Here is a 23,361-nt window from a genome sequence, read left to right as displayed (position 1 = left end):
CTCGCGCAGCGCGGCACGATCGTCGGTCACACCGGGTCCTCCAGCATCGACGTGTCGCCCTCCGGAAGACCGAGCTCCCGCGCCCGCAGGAGGCGGCGCATGATCTTGCCGCTGCGCGTGCGCGGCAGCGTCGAGCGGAACTCGAGCTCCTTCGGGGCGACGACGGCGCCCAGCCGCTTGCGCGCGTGAGCGACGATCTCGCGCGCGAGGGCGTCGGTCGGATCGACGCCGGGCTTCAGGGTGACGAAGGCCTTCACGATCTCCATCGCGACCGGATCGGGCTTGCCGATCACGCCCGCTTCGGCGACCGCCGGATGCTCCATCAGCACACTCTCCACCTCGAACGGCCCGATGAGGTGTCCCGACGTCTTGATGACGTCATCGCCGCGTCCGACGAACCAGAAGTAGCCGTCGGCGTCGCGGCGCGCGAGATCGCCGGTGAGGTACCAGCCGCCGGCGAAGCACTTTCGATAGCGCTCGTCCTCGTGCCAGTAGCCGCGGAACATCGACGGCCATCCGGGCGCGAGCGCGAGCTCGCCCTGCACGTCGGGCTCGTGCACGACGGCGGCGCCGCCGCCGGCCTCGCGGCGCACGATCGCGGCGGTGACGCCGGGCAGCGGGCGCCCCATCGAGCCGGGGCGCACCTCCATGGCGGCGAAGTTCGCGATCATGATGCCGCCCGTCTCGGTCTGCCACCAGTTGTCGTGGAACGGGATCCCGAAGGTCTCGTGGCTCCAGATCACGGCCTCGGCGTTGAGCGGCTCGCCGACGCTCGCGAGGAAGCGCAGCGCCGAGAGATCGCGCGCGCGCGCCTCGGCGGCTCCGGCCTTCATGAGCAGTCGGATCGCGGTGGGCGCGGTGTACCAGACCGTGATGCGCTCGCGGGCGAGCGTGTCGTACCAGCGGCCGACGTCGAACTCCGCTTCGTCCACCACGCAGGTGGTGCCGAGGGCGAGCGGTGCCACGATCCCGTAGGAGGTGCCCGTGACCCAGCCGGGGTCCGCCGTGCACCAGTAGACGTCGTCGGGATGCAGATCCAAGGCGAGGCGCCCCGTCGCGTGATGCGCGACGACCGCCTCGTGGACGTGCAGCGCACCCTTCGGCCGGCCGGTCGTTCCGCTGGTGAAGTGCAGGAGCGCCGGCGTCTCGGGGCGCGTAGGGGCGACGGCGCGACGGGGCGTCGCGGCGCGCAGCAGGGTGGCGAGATCGCGCGTGCCGGGCACCGTCGTCACGGCGCCGAGCTCACCGGCCAGCAGGACGTGCTCGAGCTCGGGGAGCGCCGATCGCAGCGCTTCGACCTTGCGCCGATGGATCGCCTCGGTCGTGACCAGCACGCGCGCGCCGCCGAGCGCGAGCCGGGCACGGATCGGCTCGGGGCCGAACGCCGAGAAGAGCGGGCAGAAGACGGCGCCGTGGGCGAGCGTGCCGAGCGCCACCGCGAACAGCTCGGGCACGCGGCCGAGCAGCGCATAGACGCGATCGCCGCCGCGGACGCCGAGGTCGTCGAGCACCGCTGCGAACCGACCCGTGAGATCGGCGAGCTCCGCGTAAGTGACTTCGCGACGCCCGCCGCCGCGCCCGAGCCAGCGGAGCGCGATCCGGTCGCCGCGCCCCGCGGCGACGTGCCGGAAGACCGCCTCGTGCGCGATGTTGAGGCCGCCGTCGGGCAGGCCTTCGAGCTCCGCTCGCGCCTCCTCCCAACGAAACGCCGCACACGCCGCGTCGTAGTCGGTGAGGTTCGGCGGGACACGGAAGCGTGCTGGCTTGTGGATCCGGGCGCGGTCCTCCTGCATCGTCGAGAAGCGCCGGGTGCAAGGGACGTTCCGTCCCTTCGTGCGGACCGTGGGGCGGCCCGTATCAGATTTGGGAAGACCTTCCCTTGGGTGGGGCGGTGGCGCGGCATGCCGGTTGCTCTCTTCGGCGGTGGAACCATGGATGCCACGCTCGTACAGACGCTGTGGTTCTTCGTGCCCGCCTACCTCGCGAACATGGCGCCGGTCTTCGTGCGCGGACACCTCGCCTGGCTCGATCGGCCGCTCGACGGCGGCCGCATGTTCGCCGGCCAGCGGCTTCTCGGGGCGCACAAGACGTGGCGGGGGGTCGTCGCGGGAACGGTGGTCGGCGCGCTCGTCTTCCTCGGACAGCAGCTGCTGTCCGACGCGGGCATTCTGCGCGGGCTGGCTCCGGTCGGCTACGACACGTTGCCCGGCTGGCTCGGCGCCGCCCTCGGCCTCGGAACGGGCGTCGGTGACGCGGTCAAATCGTTCTTCAAGCGCCGCATCGCGATCGCGCCGGGCGAGCCGTGGCTCGGCTTCGACCAGCTCGACTTCATGGTCGGCGCCTGGCTCTTCGCGGCCCCCGTCTACGCCCCGCCGCTCGGGGCCTTCCTGCTCTGCCTCCCGATCGTCGGCGGCGGCAGCGTCGTGGTGACGGCGATCGCCTACGAGCTGGGCATGAAGGAATCTTGGATCTGAGGCGACCACGCGCGGGGCCTCCCGATCCTGAGAAGCGTTCACGACGGCTCGCGGCCCGGGGCTGCCTTGTCCATGGCATGCGAGGTGCTTCCTTGGCCTGCAGGAGGAAGGCCAATGGCGAAGAGCGTGAATGGCAGCCCCGGAGCGAGCATCCGCGAGGCGGTGACGAGGATCCAGCGCGACGGCAAGCAGACGATCGGCCGGGTCGAAAAGCAGGTGCGGCAGTTCGTGCGCCGTGCCCGGGCCGACCTCACGACGGATTCGGCCGCGGTACGCCGGGAGATCGCGACCCGGCTGAAGGGGGCCGAACGTGAGTTCGAGCGCCGCATCGCGACTTTGGAGCGCGGCGTTCGCGCGCAGCTCGGCGTCGCGGGGACGGACGATGTTTCGAAGGTGCTCCGGCAGATGGCGGGGCTCGAGCGCCGCGTCGGCGACCTCGAGCGCCGCATCGAAGAGCTGAGGGAGCAGCTCCACGACGCGCTGCCCTCGGCCCAGGGCTAGCGGGTGGCGTCGAAGCAGCTCCTCTTCCGCTCGAGCGCGCGCGAGAAGATCCTGCGCGGCGCGAGCGCGCTGGCCGACGCGGTGCGCGTCACCCTCGGCCCGAAGTCGAAGTGCGTGCTCATCGAGAAGAAGTGGGGGAGCCCGGTCGTCTGCAACGACGGCGTCACGATCGCGAAGGAGGTCGAGCTCGACGATCCCGAGGAGAATCTGGGTGCCCGCATGCTGCGCGAGGCGGCGTCCAAGACCGGCGAGCTGGTCGGCGACGGGACCAGCACGGCGACGATCCTCGCGCACGCGATCCTCGTCGAGGGTATACGCAACATCGCGGCGGGCGCGAGCGCGATCGACCTCAAGCGCGGGCTCGATCGTGCCTGCGCCCTCGTGACCGGCGCGCTGAAGGATCTCTCCCGCCCGCTCGCCGGCCACCGCGAGCGCGAGCAGGTCGCGACCATCTCGGCGCACAACGACACCCGCATGGGTGCGCTCGTGGCCGACGCGGTCGACAAGGTCGGCCCCGAGGGTGTGATCACGGTCGAAGAGGCCAAGGGCACCGAGACCGCGCTCGAGGTCGTGCAGGGGATGCAGTTCGATCGCGGTTATCTCTCGCCGTACTTCGTCTCCGATCCCGAGCGCATGGAGTGCGTCCTCGAAGAGCCGTGCATCCTGCTTCACGAGAAGAAGATCGTCCTCATGCACAATCTGCTGCCCGTGCTCGAGCAGGTGGTGAAGGCCGGCCGCCCCCTGTTGCTCGTGGCCGAGGAGATCGAGGGCGAGGCCCTCGCGACGCTGGTGGTAAACAAGCTGCGGGGGACTTTGACCGCAGTCGCCGTCAAGGCGCCCGGGTTCGGCGACCGGCGCAAGGCGATGCTCGACGACATGGCGATCCTGACGGGCGGGCGCCTCATCGCCGAGGAGCTCGGCCAGAAGCTCGAGCACGTCACCCTGGCCGACCTCGGACGCGCGTCGCGCGTCGTCGTCACCAAGGACCACACCACCATCATCGGCGGGCGCGGGGACGCGAAGGCGATTGCCGGCCGGGCCGACCAGATTCGTGCCGAGATCGGGCGCAGCACGAGCGACTACGACAAGGAGAAGCTTCAGGAACGCCTGGCGAAGCTGGCGGGAGGCGTCGCCGTGATCCGGGTGGGCGCGGCGACCGAGGCCGAGCTCAAGAGCCGGAAGGAAGCCTTCGAGGACGCCATCAGCGCGACGCGCGCGGCGCTCGCGGAGGGCATCGTGCCCGGCTGCGGCCTGGCGCTGCTGCGCGCGATCGATGTGGTCGAACGCGACGAGCAAGGCGCCGAAGGTGACGAGCGCACGGGCATGCGCATGCTGCGGCTCGCACTCGAGGCACCGACGCGGCAGATCGCCGCCAACTCGGGCGCGGACGGTGGCGTCGTGGTCGAGCGCATGCGCGCGGGCACCGGCGCCCATGGATACGACGCCGCCCGCGGCTGCTACGTCGACCTCTTCGAAGCGGGCATCATCGACCCGACGAAGGTGGTTCGTATCGCGCTCGAGAATGCCGTCTCGGTCGCGAGCGTGCTCCTGTTGACGGAGGCGACGCTCACCGAAATCCCGGAGAAGAAGACACCGGCGCCTGGGATGCCCGAGATGGCATAGCGGCCGGTTCGCCCGTCGCCGTCAGTGGCAGGTCGACGCCCAGGTGCCGGCCGGGTTCCCGAAGGCGTCGGAATCGTCTCGAACGGTGCCAGCGAGAAGACGGGCCCGTCCCGCAGAACGTAGCGCGACCCGAGGTAGCAAATGCCCGCACTCGCCGGTGCCGCATCGCATCTGGCGCCGGGGCGGCGCCTCAGGCGGCCAGCATCCGGTCGAGGCGCTCCCGCTCCAGCGTCGCTCGGATCGCGTGCGGATCGAAGCCGAGATGCTCGCAGAGGGGCACGAACGCGAAGGGCCAACTATGGTCGTCCGATCGGATCCACGCCTCCGCCGCGTGTACGCTCGGCAATCGCTTCGCCGCACCCGGATGGCGATAGATGCGGATCGCGTCGTCGAGGACGGCGGCCATGAGCCGTTGCTCGGGCGTGGGACGCCCAGATCGTTGGGTCGCGGAGAGGAGAGGGATCGTCGTCATACCCCACGACGAAGCAAGTTTCCGGCCAGGCAGGCCCGCTCCTGCGCGGCCAGCTCCTTCCGAGGATCGGGACGCCGGCGGTCGCCCTACTTCTGCTGAATCGAGCGCACGTACTCGGTGATTGCCACGACCTTGGAGCGTGCCTCGTTCTGCGGCCCCTGCGGCGATCCCGCCTCCTCGCGGAAGATCTCGCCCCAGACCGGCATCTGCGGGTCGCCGTGCGCGCGCACCGTATTGCGGCCGTCGATGTCGGCCATCACGCGCGTCACCGGGAACTCCCCGCCGTTCTTCTTGGCGATCTGCGTGAGATCGGTCGGCTTCGGGCGCATGAACGTGCCCGCGATCCCGTCGCCCCTTCCGTCGGGCCCGTGACACGCGCCGCAGTAGCGCAGGTAGGTCTGCTTGCCCGCAACGTCCTCCGCGCGGGCGACCGTGCCGGCGAGAAGCAGTGCAGCGATCAGGGCCGTCGTCGAGATTCCACGCATCGAGGTCCTCCCTTTCGTGCGGCGTCGGAGCAACCGCCGTGCCGCGATGAGGCATGCCGGGACGCGACCCGTCTCGCAGGGGCGACAAAATGGGCGAGGGGGCTTCCTGAAGGCGCGAACCAACCTCGGCAAAGAATCCCCATCAGGCCGTCCTGCCGAAGTCGCGCGAGTACCACCGCTCGGGGCGGATGCGGACCACGATCTCGTTCGTCCCGTTCGGCCGCGTGTTGTCGACGTACGCGTCGCCGACTTCGGCTCCGAGGTACTTGCGGACGACGGGCTTCACGTCGCGCGCGACGTCGGCGGGCGTCGCCGAGCGGACGCGCCCCTGGATGGTCACGTACCTGGGCGGCATCTCCTCGGACTGGACGCAGAACGCGACCCGCGCGCCATCGCGCAGGAGTTGCGCCTTGCGCGCCTCGGGGCGTGTCACGACGACGATCTCGCCGCCCGGCTCGTAGAGATACCACACGGGGACGGACAGCGGTCCGCGGCCGGGCTCGTCGACGGTGAGGATGCCGACGTGCAGGCCGGCCAGGAACTCTTCGCGCTCTGCGCGTGTCAGGGGTGCGGGCACGGCGCCTTCGGACCACGCCCGTCGGGGCGCCGTCAAGCACCCTTCCGATCGCTCGTCGCGCGGGGTAGCGTCGCGTCACCATGCGGACGCGCGATCTCGTGAGGCTCCACAACACCGGCCATCCCGGCATCAACGCGCTCTTCGCGAAGGCGCACTCCGCCGACTGGGACATCGAGAACGACGTCGACTGGAGCGTCGCGGTCGGCGCCGACGATCCCCTCGTCGCACCCGAGTGGGCGGCGTACGGAGGGACACCGACCTTCCGGTCGTTGCCGCAGTCCGTACAGACGTACGCCACCCGCCGCTCCCTGGGGCGGATGCTGAACATCCTGCAGGTGGGCGAGAGCGTGGCCCAGAACGTGTGTGCGAAGCTCGTGCTCGTGCTGCGCGAGGAGGACTACCGCAACCACGCCGCCGCGCAGGCGATGGACGAGGCACGCCATCATCTCGCGTACCGTCGATTCCTCGATCGCATGGGCGAGGAGCCCGAGGACATCGACGGCGGCACGGAGATGATGTTCGACGCGCTCCTCGCCGAGGACGACCCGCTCGAGCTGATCGCGACCGAGCAGTTCTTCCTCGAGGGCTTCGCCATGAGCATCTTCGAAGGCCTGCGCGACCACGCGACGCATCCGCTCCTCCGCCGCGTGATCGAGCTCATCACCCGCGACGAGAGCCGTCACATGGGTTTCGGCGTCCTGTACGTCGCCGAGTGGCTGCGCCGTCAGCCGCAGCCGAAGCGCATCGGCTTCGCCCGCCACTGGCTCGCGCAGATCCTGGGCTCGCTCCTGGACAAGCCGGGTCCCATCTTCCTCTCGCGCGTCGTGCGCCGCCTGAAGGAGGCCGGCGTCCGCGACGCGGAGACGCTCGGGCCCGCGATGCTGCGCGAGCAGCGTGAATTGAACGCGCGCGAGCTCGCCGATGCGGCCTCGGGCGTGAAGGTGCCGCACCTCTTGAAGAGCGCCCGGCGCGCGGGGCTGCTCGCGCCGGACATCGTCGAGGCGCTGGGGCTCGCGAACCAGCCGCTCATCCGCGGCGCCCTGCAGGGGGCGGGCGAGTAGCAGGTCGGTGCGCGTGGCGCTCGCGGTGACCGCCAGTTGAACCGGGGCGGGCCATTGGAATCGCAACTCCCGCGTGATCCCCATGATCGAGCGGCCTCTCGGCTAGCGACGCGCTCAGCGTGGCTCGTGTCGACCGCGCGGTGCGAGCTGCAGCCGGGCGAGAAGCACCGTGATGGCGGCGTGGGCCACCACGGCCGGCCACAAGAGCGGCCCAACCCACTCGCCCGAGATGCCGAGAGACGAGAGGTACACCGTGATGAGCGTGCCGTAGGTCAACATGCCCAACAAGGCCGGGCCCGGCCAGGACGCCACGCTCAAGGCGAACAAGGCGATGCCGGTCACACGACAGATCGGAATGGAGACTCCGGCAGCCTCCGCGCCGAGCAACAGGCGTACGACGACCGGCGGAACGACCAGGAGTGCCGCGCCGGTGGCCGCCTCGACGGCGGCGGCGATGGTCAGTAGGGTCATCGGCCTCGGCGTCTAGTCCTTCGCGCGGGCGACGCGGTCGGCGACGGCCGGAAGCTGCTTGCGATCTTCTTCCGTGTACTGTGCCGGACCGAGCTCGAAGGTCAGCTTGTCGATCGTGCCGGTGAACTTGAACGGGCAATCGTAGCGATACTCGAGGAGGGCGACCGGCGTACGGGTGTCCTCTCCGATGTCGAAGTCTTCGTCCTCCGGGAACGTGATGGGCGTGGTGTGGTCCATGGTGTTCCTGGCCACTTCCTTGCCGTCCACGGACAGCACCCCCGTGCCGCCCTTGCCGAAGCCGGGACCATCGAACTTGAAGTCGAACACGATGGTGTGCTTGCCCGCCTTGAGCTCGGGCCCTTCCCAGGTCGTCCGCTTCAAGTCGAGCAGATTGTAGAGAAACACGGGCTTACCCCGCCCGATGCCCAGCTCGCCCTTGCTCAGGAAGAGGCCGTAGCCGCCGAAGCGCCCGCCCTCCGTGACGATCATGCCTTCCGCGCCGCCATCGGGAATCTCGACCTCGGCCGTGATGGTGTAGGACTTGTCCAGGATGTTGGGGGCGGCGCTGGCCGGCACGCCGCTCAAGGTGCCCGAATACGTGAAGCTCTTTCGTCCGGCCGTCGCGCTCGGACGCGGCGTGAGAAAGCGCGCGAGCGTCGAGTTGTCGAGCGGCAGGACGTCGTACTTCTTCGCTTCGGCGTAGAAGAGGTCCTGCATCTCCTTGAGCCTGTCCGGCATCTTGGCGGCGAGATCGTTGGACTCGGTGGGGTCCTCGTTCAGGTTGTAGAGCTCCCAGTTGTAGCCGGTGATCACGTCCGGCGGCGCAGCGGTGCTCAGCTCCCACGGAATGGTCACCGGGCTCGTCAGCGCCATCCAGCCGTCGTGGTAGATGGCGCGGTTCCCCAGCATCTCGAAGTACTGCGTCGTGTGCCGGGTGGGCGCGGCGGCGTTCGCCTTGTCCCACGTGTACGCCATGCTCACGCCTTCGATGGGACGCTGCCCGATGCCGTCGATGGAGTCGGGCGGGGCGATGCCGGTCGCTTCGAGGATGGTCGGCACGATGTCGATGATGTGGTGGAACTGATGCCGGATGCCGCCCACGTCCTTGATGTGGCCGGGCCACGACATGGCCACGCCTTGCGCCGTTCCGCCGCGATGCGAGGCGACCTGTTTGACCCACTTGAACGGCGCGTCGAGCGCCCATGCCCAAGCCGCCGCAAAGTGTGGGAACGTCCGCTCCGATCCCCAGAACTCGTACCACAGGAACTGATCCTTGACGGGGACGGCCACGCCGTTGAAGGTCGTGAACTCGTTCGGCGTCCCGTTGAGCATGCCCTCGGCGCTCGCGCCGTTGTCGCCGCTGATGAAGATGATCAACGTGTCGTCGAGCTTGCCCATGTCCTCGACGGCCTGAATGACCCGCCCGATCTCATGGTCGGTGTAGGCGAGATATGCGCCGTACACGTCGGCCTGCCGGATGAAGAGCTTCTTCTCGTCCCAACTGAGCGAGTCCCACTGCGGCAAGTCCTTCGGCCATGCCGTCAGCTGGGCGTTGGCCGGCATGATGCCGAGCCGCTTCTGGTTCTCGAGGATCGTCTCGCGGAGCTTGTTCCAGCCGCCGTCGAAGAGGTGCATGTCGCTGATCTTGGAGATCCATTCCGGCGTCGGGTGGTGCGGCGCGTGCGTGCCGCCGGGCACGTAGTAGACGAAGAAGGGTTTGTCGGGAGCGACCTCGCTCAGCTGCTTCATGTACGCGATGGCATCGTCGGCCATCGCCGTGGTGAGGTTCCAACCGGGATTGCCAGCGAAGGGATAGATGGCCGTCGTGTTACGGAAGAGGTTCGGCTGCCACTGGCTCGTGTCGCCGCCGATGAACCCGTAGAAGTAGTCGAAGCCCATCCCGATGGGCCACTGGTCGAACGGTCCGGCCTGGCTCGCCTGGTAGAAGGGCGTGTTGTGGTCCTTGCCGAACCACGAGGTCGCGTACCCGTGCTCCTTGAGGATGCGCCCGATCGTGCCGGTATCCTTCCGGATGACGGAGTCGTACCCCGGGAATCCGGTTGCTGCTTCGCCCACGACACCATAGCCGACCACGTGATGGTTGCGTCCGGTAATGAGGGCCGCGCGCGTCGGCGAGCACAACGCGGTGGAGTGGAACTGCGTGTAGCGCAGCCCCGCGTTCGCGATGCGGTCCAGGGCCGGTGTCGGGATGACGCCGCCGAACGTACTCGGCGCGCCGAACCCGCAGTCGTCGGTCATGATGAGGAGCACGTTGGGTGCGCCCTTCGGCGGAACGACGGTGGGCGGCCACCAGGCCTTGGAGTCCGACGCTTTTTCCTTGATCACACCGCCGAACTTGGGCTCGGGTGGCGGTAGCTGCTTGCCATCGATCGACATCGTGGCGCTCGGCGAGCCCGGAACCCCGTTGATTTGCTGGGCAACGGCCACGGTGCCGAGAGTGGCGATCCCGATCGCTATGACCAGTACCGCCGTGTTGTGTCGACGCATCGTGGCTCCCCTCGCTTGTAGGCAGGCCGTCGATCTCGCAGGCGTCAAAGGCGCGACACCACCCATGCGTAGACGGCCTCTTAGATCGTTTCACCTCCGGCGTCCGCGATCTTGCCATTTCGCGCCACATCGTGCCGGGTGGGCCCCCATCTGTCCGGCCACATGTCGAGATCGAGAGTGCCCGCTCGATGGGGAACGACCGGGCAGTTGCCGGACGGGGCCGCCCGCATGTACGGCGGTCCGAATGTCGTCTCGCCGCGAGTCCGTCGCACGCTTCTGGTTGAGCGACTGGAGCCTCAGCGTCCTCGAGGCCCTGCTCGTCGTCGACATCTTCATCCTCGTTCCCATCATCCAGTTCCGGGAGACGCCGGGCGCAGTCCAGCCCGTCGTCTACTCGCTCTTCGTCGTCGCGGCCACGCCGATCGCGCTCAGGAGCCGCTGGCATCGCGGTGTCACCGTCCTCCTCGGCACGCTCGGCGTCGTCAGCGTCCTCATCCGATGGACGAGCTACGGTCACCCGAGCGCCTGCCTCGCGTGCGCCGACACCGTCGCGTCACTGGCGTTCTGCGTCGTCCTCACCGCCGTGGTCCTCGCCCAGGCGTATGCGCCGGGACCGATCGACCTGCGCCGCATCCAGGGAGCGGTCGCCGCCTACCTGCTGCTCTCCTACGCGTGGGCGCTAGCGTACAAGCTGGTCGCGTTGGGCGATCCCGTGGCCTTCAGCTTTCCGACCACGGGCCTCCCACCACAGACTCTGACGGCCCGGCTGATCTACTTCAGCATGTCGACGCTGACGACGGTCGGGTACGGCGACATCACGCCCGTCAACCCCGTCGCCCGCTCGCTCGCGAATCTCGAAGGAGTGATCGGGCAGCTCTTTCCCGCCCTCACGCTCGCCCGGCTCGTATCGATGCAGATGTCGCATCGCCAGCAGCGAGACGAGTAGGCGAGATACCCTGGGGTTCGTTCCGCCGTTCCGGGCGGTGGTCCCATGACGGCGACGCGATTCCTTCAGGTGGTCGCGCTCGTGGTGCTCGCCCGCGTCGCCGACGCCGCGCCGCTCGTCCTGTGAGAGACGCGCGCTCACACCCTCGTCGCGCGTGCAGCCTGCCGCCGGAAGGAGTCGCCGCTCTCGCTGGCCTCGGTGGGCGCGCCCGGCCCGAGTGGAAATCCGGGAGCGGCGGGCATGCAGGGACCGCCGCCGCTCGAAGCCGTCGACGCCGGCGGCAAGCTCGTCGGTCCCGTGGTCTTCACCGAGGACTTCCTCAATGCGCTCGGGCTCGGGGACGAATTCCAGCTGACGTTCGTGCTCGTGAAGACCTCACCGGTCGGCGAGCCGGTCCTGCTCGGTCTCAATCTCGGCGGCGATCCCACCGGAATCGTCAGCTATGAATCGGGCGACTGCACGGGAACGCCGCTGGTCGGGGGTGGCGGCTCGATCCCGGTCGTGCAGACCGTGGCCGATACGGTGTTCTTCCCGATGACACCAACGACGGCCGGAATGATCAACTCGATCGAGAGGACCAACCGCAGCTACGGCTGCACGTCGATCACGCCGCACGGCGGTTGTTGTCGCACTCAGATATCCGGTATCGGGAACCCGTACGCCGCGGGCACGGTGCCCTTCGCGAACCTCGGCATCGTACGCCCGCTCCACGCAGTGTCGACGATACCCTGACGCGGGGGCGGACGTCGCCCGAGCACGCGACGCGACGAAGCACTTTGCGACCTCGCCGCGGCTTGACGCCCTCGCGAGGGCGAGCGTATGCGACATCCGTTGCCCTGCCGTCTCCTGCTGCTGCTCCTCCTGCTCGTACTCGTCGCAGCGATCCCCGCCGCGGCCGACTTGACGGCGGAGCGGTTCGACGCGATCGCGATCGTGACGACGGGTACGATCCTCATCCCCGCGTCGCCTGCCGCGGGCAACATCCTCTCCGAAGTGCGCCACGACGTGCCCAACGTCTCCAAGGAGCTCACGGTGCGCGGCGGGACCGACACGGCCCTGCACTTCGGTCCGGGGCTGACGTCGCTGTTCGCCAGCCACGCCGGCTTCCAGGGTTTCGTGCGCAGCCGGATGGGCGCTCTCCGGCTCTGGGTGTCGGCCTTTGCCGACGCCTTCCCTACGCGCGTCCTGCTCGGGCCGAACCCGCTACGGGCGTACGCGGGCGTGTCGGTGTCCGGGAGCTTCAGCGAGATCGTCGTGCCCCCGGCCACGACGGGAATACCGGTCGGCAGCCCGACGTCGCTCAACCTGCACGTCCAGTTCGACTGCGTGGACACCAGCGCGGTGCCCGTGGTCGGGAGTCCAGGGTACGGGCTCGGGCATGTCGGCATCTCGCAGACCGTGGGGGCGGACGTCTTCACCGGCGACGGGAGCCGGTTCATCGACGGCCTCGGAACCCGCGAGCAGGGGTGTGGTGGGATCTCCAACGACAAGGTGATCGGTGGTCTCACGGCTGGCGACCCGGTCCTCCTGCAGTTCGGCGTGACGCTCTGGGCGATCGCGATCGCAGGCGACTACTTCCTCAGCAACGTCGGCACGGACATGTCGGACAATTCGGCGAGCGGTCTCGACACCGCCTACGTGCTGGTGACCGACGCCGATGGCCACGGCGTCGTGGGCCAGAGCGGGTTCGATTTCGGCCACGCCCCGCCAGCCGACGAGATCACGGTCACGACGACCACCTCGACCTCGACTACCTTCGTGCCGCCCACCACGCTGCCGACTTGCGCCGCGGAGGCATACTGCGGCGACGGCGTCCATCAGGCCGATTGCGGCGAAGAGTGCGACTGCCCGATGGCGCAGTCGGGCGACGTCGTCGCGAGCTGCGCCGCGGACGTGTCGGTTCCGGCGCTCGCGTCGGCGTGCATGCGCTGCACCGGTTGCCGCGTCGACTTCGAGCCGTGCGGTACGACCTCGACGACCACGAGCACGTCGGTGGCGGACACCTCTTCCACGACCTCCACGTCGGAGCCGGGGACTACGTCCACGAGCACCACGTCCGCACCGGGGAGCTCGACCACGACCACCACGACATTGCCGGGCGGCTGCGACGACCTTGCGGACCTGGCCGCCGTCGAGTGCCTGTGCGCCGGCAATACGGTGCCGGCCTGCGGCGTCACGCCGCCGCCCGGGAGCGTCGCCCACCCGTGGATGCAGGCCTGCAAGGGCGCCCATGCGAGCGACGGCGCGACCCCGGCGAAGGCGAAGAAGCAGCTCGCCAGAGCGTCGCGCCTGTTCGGAAAGGCGGCGGCCGCTCTCGGCCGGCCGAAGGTGTCGCGACGGCTCCCCGCCGCGTGCCGGGACGCGCTCCGCGCCCTGGCCGCCGAGCTGCGTGCGCGCGTCGATGCCGCGCGCGCCGGGCTCTGACGCGGCCGCCGCGCGCCACCACAGCTGGCCTGGCGGTCACAACGATGAGTGACCGCGGAAGCCGAAGTGCGAAAGGGGGGACTTGAACCCCCACGGTTTTACCCACAGGATCCTGAATCCTGCGCGTCTGCCAATTCCGCCACTTTCGCGGGTGGAGTCGGTAGGTACCAACGGCTCCGTGGGGTGTCAACGCGGCGCGACGGTGAATGGGATCTCGAGCGCCGGCGAATCCGCGAAAGCTGCCGACCCCTCCTGCACGACGCGCAGCGCGAGGACGTAGTCGCCCGGCTCCGACGGCGTCCCGACGCGCGCGCCCAGGCGAACCGCGTCGGCCGGCGCGACGTCCCACGGGAGCGGCACGGATTGCGGCGGCGGGACGGCAGCCGACGCCGGTCGCCACTCGGCGAGCAGGGCGACGCGGAACCTCTCGGGCTGATCGGCCGGCACGGCGACGGGCCACGGCGTCTGTCCCGTGTTCTCGACGCGCACGACGGGCGCCGTGAGCCCGCGCGCCTCGACCGAAGCGGGCGCCTCGACGAGCGACAGCGCCGCGCGTGTCCGCCCCGGATCGAGCGCCGACAGCGGCGCTCCGAGGACGGTGCGCCCCGGCTGCGGACCGGACGCGAGCGCTTCGAACCACGCTCCGCGTTCCGGCGCTCGGGCGACGCGCACGAGCGTCCATCCGTCCTCGTCGAACACGACCTGTCCCGCCATCGCGCGCAGGGTGGTCCGCGTCGCGACGTCGCGCCACGCGGCCGCCGGGCGCAGGAGGAGCCAGCGCACGTGCGTGAGGTCGACGATCGCGTCCCATGCGTCGGCGTCGGGCAGGCGCGCGATGAGCGACAGGAGGAGCGGCCGGTGCGCGGCGCGGTAGCCCGTGTAGCCGGTGAGGATCGGACGGTGGTGGATCGTCTCGCCGATCATCGCGTCGACCTCGAGAAGCGCCCACGAGCGGTCCTGGAGCGGCAGCTCGAGCAGCGCGCCCGAATCGGCGACGGCCCCGACGCGAGCGTAGACGCCCCGCGTGGCGCGATCGATAACGCGGTCGGGTGCCCACGCTTGCACGGCCGGCGCGCGATCGACAAGCACCGCGGCCGCCGTGATCAGCGCGATTGCCGCTCCCGCGCGCCCGGGGATCGCGGCGAGGGCGGCGCCCGCCAGGAGCGCCGTTCCGAAACCCGCGAGGACCAAGAACCGCTCCGGCATACGGAAGAACCGGAGGGGCGAGTCCGTGAGCAGCGCGAACGGCAGCGGCAGGTCGATTCCGAACGCCGGCTGCATCGGACCCAGCGCGAAGACGATCCCGACGAGCGCACAGGCGATTCCCAGCACGGCGAGACGGCGCGGCGGTCCGGGACGCAGCAGGCCGAGCACGCCGAACGCCGCGAGGGCGAGCGGAATCGCGCCGAAGCGCGACGGCGCGAACGCGACGAGCTCGGCGCGGTAGCGCGCGGCATCGTCGCGGACGGTCTGCGACATCTGATCCAGGATCGGGCCGAGCGCCGCGCCGCGTGCGAAATACGGACGGGACGCGACCATGAGGACCGCCACGGAGGCGACGAGCGCGAGCCCCGCGAGCGCCGTGTATCGCGCTCGCCCACCCGGGGGCGCGTCGAGCACGATCCACGCCGCGGCCATGACGAGCACGAGCACCGCCATGTAGTACGAGCTCACGAGACCCAGCAGCACGGCGGCGCCTATCGCGATCGCACGCCGGGCGTTCGGTTGATCGCGGAGCCGGACGAGCGCCAGCGCGACGAGCGCGAGGAAGACGTTCGCATACTGCAGCGTCTGCACGTTCGCGGGTGCGCGCAGCGGCCCCAGTGCGAACACGACGCCCGCCGTCCACGCGACGGCCGCGCCGGCGCCGAGTGCCGTCACGAGCCGTTCCATGACCACCGCCGCGAGCAGGTACGACGCCATCGTGGCGACGTTCGTCGCCAGCGCGGCGTTCCCGGTCGTCCAGTACACGGGCGCCGCGACGATCTGGCTCGTCGCGAGGTGCTCGGAGCCCGTGAGCTGCGCCGGAGCCGGGTAGTTGATCGGGGCGTCGAAGACGTGCGCCCCCGTGCGCAGCGCCTGCGCCACCCACCCGATCACCCACACGATGACGCGCGCGTCGTCGGCGTGCGGCTGCGCCGGGATCGCGTCGGCGGCGATCCGGATCCACGGCGCGAACAGGACGCCGAACAGCACGGCGTACCCGACGACCGAGAGCGCGAAGCGTCGCGTACCGGTCGTCACCAGCCGTGATCAGCCGTCGGCCGGCGTGCGCAGGGTGATGACGGTGATCTCTCGCGGCACGCCGATCCGCAGGCGCTGGCCGCTCGTCCCGAGGCCGCGGCTCACGTGCAGCACGCAGCCGTCCTCGACGAACGTGCCGGCGTCGAGCGGCGTCATGAGCACGCGAGCGGCGTTGAGGCGGGGGAGCCCCGGCACGGCGAGCTGGCCACCGTGCGTGTGCCCCGCGAGCGTGAGCGGGAGCCCGGCGGCGCGTGCGGCGTGGAACACCTTCGGATGATGCGCGAGCAGGATCGCGGGAACGGCCGGCGGCAGCGTCGCGGCCAGCGCGGGCAGCCGGGCGCTCTCCCATGGCACCGGCCGATCCTCGAGGCCGACGATCGCGAGGCGCTCGCCTCCGATGTCGACGAGCGCCGTCTCGTCGCGCAGGACGCGCCAGCGCGTGTGCGCGTGGATCCCGGCCGCGACCTCGGCGTGGCCGAGCCGCCCGTCGTGGTTGCCGAGGATGGCGAAGACACCGAGGCGCGCAGTGAGGCGGTCCAGCTCCGGGAGCCACGAGTCGAGATCGGTGTGCGGCGAGTCCACGATGTCGCCCGTCACGACCACCAGGTCCGGCGCCTCCGCGTTCGCCAGCTCGAGCCCGTCGCGCACGGTCGCGCGATGGGCGAGGGGACCCAGGTGCAGGTCGCTCACGTGGACGACGCGGAGGCCGTCCAGCGCGGACGGAAGATGCGGCAGCGTGACCTCGAGGCGCGAGACGGTGAGCCGGCGGTAGCCGCGCAGGTAGCCGTCGGCGACGAGCCCCATGCCGCCGGCCAGGCCGAGCATCGCGAACACCGCATGGATGGGATCGGCCGTCACGGACGGGACCAGCGTCAGCATGCCGGCCTCGGCGCTGAGTCCGCCGGCGCGCACGACGAGCATCCACAGGACCGCACCGACGACGAGGCCGCCGGTGCCGCCGGAGGCGACGAGCCCCGCGGCGAGGACGACGCCGCCCGAGCGGTGGAGGATCGGCGCCCGGTCGTCCTCGCGCTCGTACGCGACGGCGGCAAGACGATTGAGCGCGAACAGGCCGGCGATCGCGCCCAGGTGGGCGACGGGCCCGACCGAGATGCCGAGCGCCCAGCAGGCGAGGCCCCACTCGCCGAGCGCGGCGGCGATGCAGAAGGCTTCCCAGTAGTGACGGAAGATGTGGCGGGCCAGCAGGTTGCGCACGGGCTCGCCCACCTTAGCGGGCCGGGCGCGATCGGGCGAGCGGTCCTCAGCAGGAGCCTTGCTGGACCAGCTCCTCGACCGGCACGCCGGCCTTGTGCGCGCCGAGCACGGTCCCGTACCAGCGCGTCATCTCGGCGAGGCGCGGAGTGCGGAAGACCGCGTGGGCGAAGCGGATGGGAGTCGGAAAGCGGGCCATCACGCCGTCACCGTCGTGGCCGGCTCGGCCACCACCCGGTTCTCGATCGCGCCGATGCGCTCGATGTCGATGCGCACGACGTCGCCTTCCTTCAGGTAGATGCGGCGCGGGCCGCCGACGCCGGACGGCGTGCCCGTCGTCACGATCAGGCCGGGCTCGAGCGTGAAGACGGTGGAGAGCGTCTCGACACAATCGTAGCAGTCGAAGATCAGGTGCTTCGTGTTCGAGTGCTGGCGCTCCTCGCCATTGACCCAGGTCCGGAGCTCGAGCGCGTGCGGATCGCCGACCTCGTCGGGCGTGACGATCCACGGCCCGAGCGGGCAATGCGTGTCGAACGACTTCCCGAGCGTCCAGGTGGGCGCCTTGAACTGCCAGTCGCGCACGCTGACGTCGTCGCAGACGAGATACCCGGCGATGAACTCGCGCGCGCGCTCCTTCCGCACGTGGCGGGCGCGCTTGCCGATCACGAACGCCAGCTCGCCCTCGTAGTCGAGCTTGTTCGAGACGCGCGGCAGGTGGATCGGGTCGTACGGGCCGGTGACGCTCGCCGTCTGCTTGTTGAAGAAGAGCGGGAACTCGGGGAGCGGCAGCTTCGCCTCCTCGACGTGGTCGCGGTAGTTGAGGCCGACGGCGAGGATCTCGGGCGGACGGCGGATCGGCGCTTCGAGCGTGACGCGGGCGAGGGGGAGCCGATGCCCCGTCGCCGCGGCGGCAGACCGCGCGGCGTCCATCGCGGCGGCACCCGCATCGAGGAACGCGCGCATCTCCTGCGGCAGGCCCGGCGCCGCGGCGGCGAGGTCGACGATCTCGTCGCCGGTGACGACGCCGAGGCGCGTCCGCTCGTCGTGCGTGAAGGTGGCGAGCTTCATGGGCGCAGGGTTCCGCCATCGTCGGACGCGCGTCAAGCGCCGCCGCTCGCGCCTGCGCCCGCGGCGCGGTAAGGGAGGCCGCATGGAGCGGTCGTTCATGGCGCTGGGTGCGACGGCGGCCATGCTAGCCGTGGCGCTCGGCGCGTTCGGCGCGCACGGCCTCCGCAATCGGCTGACGCCCGAGATGCTGGCCATCTTCGAGACCGGCGTGCGCTACCAGATGTACCACGCGCTCGCGATCATCGCGGTGGCGTTCGCGACGCCGCATTGGCGCTCGGCCGCGACGGCCGGGTGGCTCTTCGCCTTCGGCATCGTCGTCTTCTCGGGGAGCCTCTACCTGCTGGCCGTGACGGGCGTGCGAGGGCTTGGCGCGATCACGCCGATCGGCGGGCTCGCGTTCCTCGCCGGTTGGGCCGTGCTCGTCCGGGCCGCGCTCCGCGGCTAGGCCCTCTCGTTGGCCTGTCCCCGGGCCTTTGGTATCAGACCCCCTCTATGCCCCGCGTCCGAGCGATCGATCCGACGACGCTCCCGAAGCACTTCGAGTCGGCCGCGGCCGAGGCCCGCTGGCACGAGCACTGGGATCGTCTGGGCGCGTATGCCTGGGACGCCTCGCGGCCGCGTGCCGAGACGTTCGTCGTCGACACCCCGCCGCCCACCGTCTCCGGCTCGCTGCACGTGGGGCACGTGTTCAGCTACACGCACGCCGACGTCATCGCCCGCTACCGCCGCATGCGGGGCGACAACGTCTTCTACCCGATGGGGTGGGACGACAACGGCCTGCCGACCGAGCGGCGCGTCCAGAACTACTTCAACGTGCGCTGCGATCCGAAGACGCCCGTCGTCGGCAATCTCCGCCTCGAGCAGGCGCCGGAGAAGACGAAGGAGCCGCCGCGCCTGGTCTCGCGTCCCGATTTCATCGACCTCTGCCTCGAGCTCACGGGGGAGGACGAGAAGGCCTTCAAGGCGCTCTTCCGGCGTCTCGGGCTCTCGGTCGACTGGGCGCAGGAGTACTCGACGATCGACACCCACTGCCGTCGCCTGGCGCAGCTCTCGTTCGTCGACCTGTGGGACAAGGGGCACCTCTACAGCCTCGAAGCGCCCACCATGTGGGACGTCGACTTCCAGACCGCGATCGCGCAGGCGGAGGTCGAAGACCGGCCGGTGAAGGGCGCGTTCCATCACATCGCATTCGACGTCGAGGGCGGGGGCGACCTCGTGATCGCGACGACGCGGCCCGAGCTGCTCGCCGCCTGCGTCGGCGTGACCGCGCATCCGGGCGACGCACGCTACAAGGGGCTGTTCGGCAAGCGCGCGATCACGCCGATCTTCCGCGTCCCCGTGCCGATCTTCCCGAGCGAGCTCGCCGATCCGGAGAAGGGCACCGGCATCCTCATGGTGTGCACGTTCGGCGACGCGACCGACGTCCTGTGGTGGCGCGAGCAGAAGCTCGCGCTCCGCCAGATCGTGGGGCGCGACGGCCGGCTCGTGCCGGTCGAGTTCGGGACGCCCGGGTGGGAGAGCGTCGATGCGGCGGCGGCCAATGCGGCGTATGCACGCATCGCCATGAAGGGCGTCGGCGGGGCGCGGCAGGTCGTGGTCGAGATGCTGCGCCAGCCGGCGGGCGGTCGCGCGCCGCTGCAGGGCGATCCGAAGCCGATCGAGCACTCGGTCAAGTTCTACGAGAGGGGCGACCGGCCGCTCGAGTTCGTATCCAGCCGGCAGTGGTTCGTGCGCCTCCTCGACAAGAAGGACGCGCTCCTCGCCAAGGGTGACGAGATCCGCTGGCACCCGGACTTCATGCGGCTGCGCTACCGCAACTGGACCGAGAACCTGAACGTCGACTGGTGCGTGTCGCGCCAGCGGTACTTCGGGCCCGCGATCCCGGTGTGGTATCCGCTCGACGCGGAGGGGAATCCGGACCACGAGCGGCCGATCGTGGCGGCGCGCGCGGCGCTGCCGGTCGATCCCACGACCGACGTGCCGGCGGGCTACCGCGCCGAGCAGCGCGACCGTCCGGGCGGCTTCACCGCCGACCCCGACGTCTTCGACACCTGGTTCACCAGCTCGCTCACGCCGCAGATCAGCTCGAAATGGGAGCTCGACCCCGAGCGCCACCGGCGGCTCTTCCCGGCCGACATGCGCCCGCAGAGCCACGAGATCATCCGCACCTGGGCGTTCTACACGATCGTGAAGGCGCTCCTGCACGAGCAGGCGATCCCGTGGAAGCACGCCGTCATATCCGGGTGGATCCTCGACCCCGACCGCAAGAAGATGTCGAAGAGCCGCGGCAACGTCGTGACGCCCATGCACCTGCTCGACGAGTACGGCTCCGACGGCGTCCGCTACTGGGCGGCGTCGGCGCGGCTCGGCACCGACACGGCGTTCGACGACAAGGTCTTCAAGGTGGGGAAGCGCCTCACCACCAAGCTCTTCAACGCCGGCAAGTTCGTGCTCCAGCAGGAGGGCGACGTCGCGCCGATCGACGCGGAGCTCGATCGCGCCTTCGTCCACCGCCTCCGCGCCTTGGTCGAGCGCGTGACCGCGCTCTACGAGGAGTTCGAGTTCGCGCACGCGCTCGCCGAGACCGAGTCCTTCTTCTGGCGCGACTTCACCGACACGTTCCTCGAGCTGGTGAAGGTGCGGGCGCGCGACGCGCAGGGCGGCTCGGCGATCGCGGCGCTGCGCCTGGGGCTCGGCGTGTTGCTGCGCCTGTTCGCGCCCGTCCTCCCGTACATCACCGAGGAAGTCTGGTCGTGGGCCTTCGCCGAAGAGAGCGGGCACGCGAGCATCCATCGCGCTCCGTGGCCGGGCACGGCCGACTTCGCGGGCATCGCGGCCCCGGCCGACGCCGGCATCTTCGACGCCGCCGTCGCGTGTCTCGCGGCCATCAACAAGGGCAAGTCCGAGGGCGGCGTGTCGGTCGGTCGCGGGGTGCGCACGGTGACGTTGCGCGCCAGCCCGGCGACGCTCGCGCGGCTCGCGCCGGCGATCGGCGACGTCATGGCGTCGGCCCGGGTCGAGGCGCACACGCTCGGACCGAAGCCCGATCTCGCTGACGACGTGTTCGAGGTGCCGGAGATCGCCTTCGTGGAGGTGGCCGAGGCGTGAGCGACCCCGTCTTCGACGATGCCCGCGTGACGGCGCTGCTCGACCTGGCGCTGCGCGAGGACGTCGGCCACGGGGACCGCACGTCGGAGGCGACGGTCCCGGAGACCGCCCGCGCGCGCGGCAGGCTGCTGGCGAAGCAGCGCCTGGTCGTCTGCGGCCTGCCGCTCGCCGAGCGCGTCTTCGCGCGCCTGGGCGGCGTCGCCATCGCGCTCCACGCCGCCGACGGCGACGTCGTGCAGCCGGGCACCGTGCTCGCCGTGCTGGAGGGCACGGCGCGCTCCCTCCTCGCGGGCGAGCGCCTGGCCTTGAACTTCCTCCAGCACCTTTCGGGCGTCGCGACGCTCACGCGCGCGTGCGTCGACAAGGTGCGGGGCACGAAGCTCGTCGTGCGCGACACGCGCAAGACCGTCCCGGGTCTCCGCCTGCTCGAGAAGTACGCCGTGCGCTGCGGCGGCGGAACGAACCATCGCATGGGCCTGGACGACGCCATCCTGGTGAAGGACAACCACCTGGCGCTGGGCGGCGGCAACTTCGATGCCGCAGTCCACGCGGCCCGGACGCGCTTCGCGTCCCTGCCGCTCGAGGTCGAGGCGCGCACGCTGGCCGAGGTCGAGCGCGCCGTCGCCGCCAAGCCCGATCTCATCCTGCTCGACAACATGACGCCCGACGACATGCGCAAGGCCGTGGCGCTCGTCGCCGGACGCGTCCCGCTGGAAGCCTCGGGCGGCATCACGTTGGAGAACCTTCCCGCCGTCGCCGCGACGGGCGTAGGGTACGTGGCGATGGGCCAGCTCACGCACTCGGCGCCGGCGGTCGACATCAGCCTCAAGCTCGAACCGCTCCGGCCATGACGAGGCGGCCATGAACGTCTGGGATCTCCGCCTGGCCGCCGGGAAGCGGAGCGAGCTGCCGGTCCCCGACGGCTACACGACCGCGCTCGTCGTCCTGCGCGGCGCCGTTCGCGTCGGCGAGTCGGAAGCGATGGGCGCGGCCGAGGTCGGGCTCTTCGATCGCGCGGGCAAGGACGTCACGGTCGGCTGCGACCAGGATGCGACGGCCCTCCTGCTGGCCGGCGAACCCATCGACGAGCGGATCGTCGGCAGCGGCCCGTTCGTCATGAACAGCCCCGTGGAGATCCGCCAGGCGATCGCCGACTACCAGAGCGGGCGCATGGGCCGGCTCGCCTGAGCGATGCCCTCCGGCGCGGCCGACCAGATCCTCGCCTGGCTGCGGGCCGCGAGCGCACCCCTCTCGGGCGAGGAGCTGGCGCAGCGCCTCGGGGTGTCGCGTGCCGCCGTCTTCAAGCACGTGGAAGCCCTGCGCGGGCGGGGGTACACGATCGACGCGCGCCACGCCCAGGGCTACGTGCTGGCGGGAACGCCGGATCGCCTCGACGCCGTGGAGCTCGGGCCGCACCTCACGGGGACGTGGCGCCGGATCGAGTGGCACGGCGAGATCGACTCGACGCAGCGGGCGGCGCGCGACCTCGCCCGCGCGGGCGCGGCCGAGGGAACGACCGTCGTCGCCGAGGCCCAGACGGCCGGGCGGGGGCGACTCGGCCGCTCGTGGCACTCGCCACCGGGCGTGAACGTGTACTGCTCGCTGGTACTGCGCCCGGCGCTGGCGCCGGGCGTCGTGCCGCAGCTCGGGCTCGTCCTCGGGCTCGCGGTGGCCGTCGCCGTGCGCGAGGCGACCGGGCTCGCGCCGATGCTGAAGTGGCCCAACGACGTCCTCGTCGGCGGCCGCAAGATCGTCGGCATCCTCACCGAGATGGAGGCGGAGCTCGAGCGGGTGCACTTCGTCGTGGCCGGCATCGGCGTCAACGTGAACGCGCCGGCCGATGCGTTCCCCGACGACCTGCGGGACAAGGTCACGTCGCTCGCGATCGCGACCGGGCGCCCGGTCGATCGGGTGGCGTTCATGGCGCGGCTCCTCGCGACGCTCGAGACCTACTACCGACGGTTCGCCGACGGCGGCTTCGGGCCGCTTCGCCCCGAGTGGGAAGGGCTGTCGGCCCTGACGGGCCGCACGGTCGTCGTGCGCGCCCCGGAGGGCGACCTCGGCGGACGCGTCGAGGGGCTCGACGACGACGGCGCGCTGCGTCTCGTGGACGCGGAGGGGACCGCCCGCCGCGTGGTCGCCGGCGAGGTCACGATCCGGGACGGCTACGGCACGTAGCGGGCTTGC

Annotated in this window: 22 protein-coding genes and 1 tRNA gene; 12 read left to right on the top strand and 11 right to left on the bottom strand. The window is 70.7% G+C overall.

Annotation, left to right across the window (positions count from 1 at the left end; all coding sequences use genetic code 11):
• Positions 1-26: 26 nt before the first annotated feature.
• Positions 27-1,793, bottom strand: a complete 1,767-nt coding sequence (gene acsA, locus VMS22_06915; GenBank protein ID HXJ33757.1) for an acetate--CoA ligase — start codon at positions 1,791-1,793, stop codon at positions 27-29.
• A gap of 138 nt (positions 1,794-1,931) precedes the next feature.
• On the opposite strand from acsA, the gene VMS22_06910 reads away from it, so the two are divergent.
• From VMS22_06910 to groL, 3 genes are all read left to right on the top strand, one after another.
• Entirely contained in the window at positions 1,932-2,474 is a 543-nt protein-coding gene (locus tag VMS22_06910; GenBank protein ID HXJ33756.1) for a CDP-archaeol synthase, read from the top strand.
• A gap of 114 nt (positions 2,475-2,588) precedes the next feature.
• A complete protein-coding gene (locus tag VMS22_06905; GenBank protein HXJ33755.1) occupies positions 2,589-2,975 on the top strand; it encodes a hypothetical protein in 387 nt (128 codons plus the stop codon).
• 3 nt (positions 2,976-2,978) lie between these two features.
• Positions 2,979-4,598 (top strand): chaperonin GroEL, encoded by a 1,620-nt coding sequence (gene groL / locus VMS22_06900; GenBank protein ID HXJ33754.1) that lies wholly within the window; start codon positions 2,979-2,981, stop codon positions 4,596-4,598.
• 190 nt (positions 4,599-4,788) lie between these two features.
• Here the strand turns inward: groL and VMS22_06895 are convergent, their stop codons facing one another.
• From VMS22_06895 to VMS22_06885, 3 genes are all read right to left on the bottom strand, one after another.
• Positions 4,789-5,004, bottom strand: coding sequence for a hypothetical protein (locus VMS22_06895; GenBank protein HXJ33753.1), 216 nt, complete (start codon positions 5,002-5,004; stop codon positions 4,789-4,791).
• Positions 5,005-5,156: 152 nt separating this feature from the next.
• Positions 5,157-5,555, bottom strand: a complete 399-nt coding sequence (locus tag VMS22_06890) for a cytochrome c (GenBank protein ID HXJ33752.1) — start codon at positions 5,553-5,555, stop codon at positions 5,157-5,159.
• A 142-nt stretch (positions 5,556-5,697) separates the two neighbouring features.
• Positions 5,698-6,132: a pyridoxamine 5'-phosphate oxidase family protein gene (locus VMS22_06885; protein HXJ33751.1), complete on the bottom strand. Its 435-nt coding sequence runs from the start codon at positions 6,130-6,132 to the stop codon at positions 5,698-5,700.
• A gap of 80 nt (positions 6,133-6,212) precedes the next feature.
• On the opposite strand from VMS22_06885, the gene VMS22_06880 reads away from it, so the two are divergent.
• The gene (locus VMS22_06880; GenBank protein ID HXJ33750.1) at positions 6,213-7,193 is read left to right on the top strand and encodes a ferritin-like domain-containing protein; all 981 of its coding nucleotides are present in this window, start codon (positions 6,213-6,215) and stop codon (positions 7,191-7,193) included.
• A gap of 114 nt (positions 7,194-7,307) precedes the next feature.
• Here the strand turns inward: VMS22_06880 and VMS22_06875 are convergent, their stop codons facing one another.
• Together VMS22_06875 and VMS22_06870 are read right to left on the bottom strand one after the other, a co-directional pair.
• Positions 7,308-7,664, bottom strand: a complete 357-nt coding sequence (locus VMS22_06875; GenBank protein ID HXJ33749.1) for a hypothetical protein — start codon at positions 7,662-7,664, stop codon at positions 7,308-7,310.
• Between the two features lie 12 nt (positions 7,665-7,676).
• Positions 7,677-10,061, bottom strand: a complete 2,385-nt coding sequence (locus VMS22_06870; protein ID HXJ33748.1) for an arylsulfatase — start codon at positions 10,059-10,061, stop codon at positions 7,677-7,679.
• 355 nt (positions 10,062-10,416) lie between these two features.
• Between VMS22_06870 and VMS22_06865 the strand changes: the two genes are divergently transcribed.
• The 3 genes from VMS22_06865 to VMS22_06855 all read left to right on the top strand — a co-directional run bounded on the left by VMS22_06865 (position 10,417) and on the right by VMS22_06855 (position 13,542).
• A complete protein-coding gene (locus VMS22_06865; protein HXJ33747.1) occupies positions 10,417-11,118 on the top strand; it encodes an ion channel in 702 nt (233 codons plus the stop codon).
• 240 nt (positions 11,119-11,358) lie between these two features.
• Entirely contained in the window at positions 11,359-11,850 is a 492-nt protein-coding gene (locus tag VMS22_06860) for a hypothetical protein (protein ID HXJ33746.1), read from the top strand.
• A gap of 87 nt (positions 11,851-11,937) precedes the next feature.
• Positions 11,938-13,542: a hypothetical protein gene (locus tag VMS22_06855; protein ID HXJ33745.1), complete on the top strand. Its 1,605-nt coding sequence runs from the start codon at positions 11,938-11,940 to the stop codon at positions 13,540-13,542.
• Positions 13,543-13,609: 67 nt separating this feature from the next.
• Here VMS22_06855 and VMS22_06850 read toward each other — a convergent pair.
• From VMS22_06850 to VMS22_06830, 5 genes are all read right to left on the bottom strand, one after another.
• Positions 13,610-13,691, bottom strand: a tRNA-Leu gene (locus VMS22_06850).
• 37 nt (positions 13,692-13,728) lie between these two features.
• Positions 13,729-15,786 carry a hypothetical protein gene (locus tag VMS22_06845; protein HXJ33744.1) on the bottom strand — a complete coding sequence of 686 codons (2,058 nt, stop codon included), beginning with the start codon at positions 15,784-15,786 and terminating at the stop codon, positions 13,729-13,731.
• Between the two features lie 9 nt (positions 15,787-15,795).
• A complete protein-coding gene (locus VMS22_06840; protein HXJ33743.1) occupies positions 15,796-17,001 on the bottom strand; it encodes a metallophosphoesterase in 1,206 nt (401 codons plus the stop codon).
• A gap of 46 nt (positions 17,002-17,047) precedes the next feature.
• Positions 17,048-17,197, bottom strand: a complete 150-nt coding sequence (locus VMS22_06835; GenBank protein HXJ33742.1) for a hypothetical protein — start codon at positions 17,195-17,197, stop codon at positions 17,048-17,050.
• Positions 17,197-18,066 carry a fumarylacetoacetate hydrolase family protein gene (locus VMS22_06830; protein ID HXJ33741.1) on the bottom strand — a complete coding sequence of 290 codons (870 nt, stop codon included), beginning with the start codon at positions 18,064-18,066 and terminating at the stop codon, positions 17,197-17,199. Before VMS22_06830 ends, VMS22_06835 begins: the two co-directional genes overlap by 1 nt.
• Before the next feature lie 82 nt (positions 18,067-18,148).
• Here VMS22_06830 and VMS22_06825 point away from each other — a divergent pair, with 82 nt between their 5' ends.
• The 5 genes from VMS22_06825 to VMS22_06805 are packed head-to-tail and all read left to right on the top strand — an operon-like array spanning position 18,149 to position 23,352.
• Positions 18,149-18,511, top strand: a complete 363-nt coding sequence (locus VMS22_06825; GenBank protein ID HXJ33740.1) for a DUF423 domain-containing protein — start codon at positions 18,149-18,151, stop codon at positions 18,509-18,511.
• 47 nt (positions 18,512-18,558) lie between these two features.
• The gene (gene valS / locus VMS22_06820; protein ID HXJ33739.1) at positions 18,559-21,174 is read left to right on the top strand and encodes a valine--tRNA ligase; all 2,616 of its coding nucleotides are present in this window, start codon (positions 18,559-18,561) and stop codon (positions 21,172-21,174) included.
• Complete coding sequence (gene nadC, locus VMS22_06815; protein HXJ33738.1) at positions 21,171-22,025, top strand: carboxylating nicotinate-nucleotide diphosphorylase; 855 nt, start codon at positions 21,171-21,173, stop codon at positions 22,023-22,025. The genes valS and nadC overlap by 4 nt, the downstream gene beginning before the upstream one ends.
• A 10-nt stretch (positions 22,026-22,035) precedes the next feature.
• Entirely contained in the window at positions 22,036-22,362 is a 327-nt protein-coding gene (locus VMS22_06810; protein ID HXJ33737.1) for a pirin-like C-terminal cupin domain-containing protein, read from the top strand.
• A gap of 3 nt (positions 22,363-22,365) precedes the next feature.
• Positions 22,366-23,352, top strand: coding sequence for a biotin--[acetyl-CoA-carboxylase] ligase (locus VMS22_06805; GenBank protein HXJ33736.1), 987 nt, complete (start codon positions 22,366-22,368; stop codon positions 23,350-23,352).
• Positions 23,353-23,361: the final 9 nt, after the last annotated feature.

The sequence above is a fragment of the Candidatus Eisenbacteria bacterium genome, assembly GCA_035577985.1.
Taxonomy (GTDB): Bacteria; Desulfobacterota; Binatia; order DP-6; family DP-6; genus DATJZY01.
The sequence above is the reverse complement of the archived record's forward strand: the minus strand, read 5'-3'. Positions and strand labels throughout refer to the sequence as shown.

Bases quoted from the DNA above. Each gene is read 5' to 3' on its own strand.
- VMS22_06880 (HXJ33750.1), top strand. From the start codon at position 6,213: ATGCGGACGCGCGATCTCGTGAGGCTCCACAACACCGGCCATCCCGGC.
- VMS22_06825 (HXJ33740.1), top strand. From the start codon at position 18,149: ATGGAGCGGTCGTTCATGGCGCTGGGTGCGACGGCGGCCATGCTAGCC.
- VMS22_06910 (HXJ33756.1), top strand. From the start codon at position 1,932: ATGGATGCCACGCTCGTACAGACGCTGTGGTTCTTCGTGCCCGCCTAC.
- VMS22_06875 (HXJ33749.1), bottom strand. From the start codon at position 7,664: ATGACCCTACTGACCATCGCCGCCGCCGTCGAGGCGGCCACCGGCGCG.
- VMS22_06895 (HXJ33753.1), bottom strand. From the start codon at position 5,004: ATGGCCGCCGTCCTCGACGACGCGATCCGCATCTATCGCCATCCGGGT.
- VMS22_06855 (HXJ33745.1), top strand. From the start codon at position 11,938: ATGCGACATCCGTTGCCCTGCCGTCTCCTGCTGCTGCTCCTCCTGCTC.
- VMS22_06860 (HXJ33746.1), top strand. From the start codon at position 11,359: ATGCAGGGACCGCCGCCGCTCGAAGCCGTCGACGCCGGCGGCAAGCTC.
- VMS22_06870 (HXJ33748.1), bottom strand. From the start codon at position 10,061: ATGTCGATCGATGGCAAGCAGCTACCGCCACCCGAGCCCAAGTTCGGC.
- VMS22_06905 (HXJ33755.1), top strand. From the start codon at position 2,589: ATGGCGAAGAGCGTGAATGGCAGCCCCGGAGCGAGCATCCGCGAGGCG.
- valS (HXJ33739.1), top strand. From the start codon at position 18,559: ATGCCCCGCGTCCGAGCGATCGATCCGACGACGCTCCCGAAGCACTTC.
- VMS22_06810 (HXJ33737.1), top strand. From the start codon at position 22,036: ATGAACGTCTGGGATCTCCGCCTGGCCGCCGGGAAGCGGAGCGAGCTG.
- VMS22_06805 (HXJ33736.1), top strand. From the start codon at position 22,366: ATGCCCTCCGGCGCGGCCGACCAGATCCTCGCCTGGCTGCGGGCCGCG.
- VMS22_06830 (HXJ33741.1), bottom strand. From the start codon at position 18,066: ATGAAGCTCGCCACCTTCACGCACGACGAGCGGACGCGCCTCGGCGTC.
- VMS22_06865 (HXJ33747.1), top strand. From the start codon at position 10,417: ATGTCGTCTCGCCGCGAGTCCGTCGCACGCTTCTGGTTGAGCGACTGG.
- VMS22_06890 (HXJ33752.1), bottom strand. From the start codon at position 5,555: ATGCGTGGAATCTCGACGACGGCCCTGATCGCTGCACTGCTTCTCGCC.
- acsA (HXJ33757.1), bottom strand. From the start codon at position 1,793: ATGCAGGAGGACCGCGCCCGGATCCACAAGCCAGCACGCTTCCGTGTC.
- VMS22_06835 (HXJ33742.1), bottom strand. From the start codon at position 17,197: ATGGCCCGCTTTCCGACTCCCATCCGCTTCGCCCACGCGGTCTTCCGC.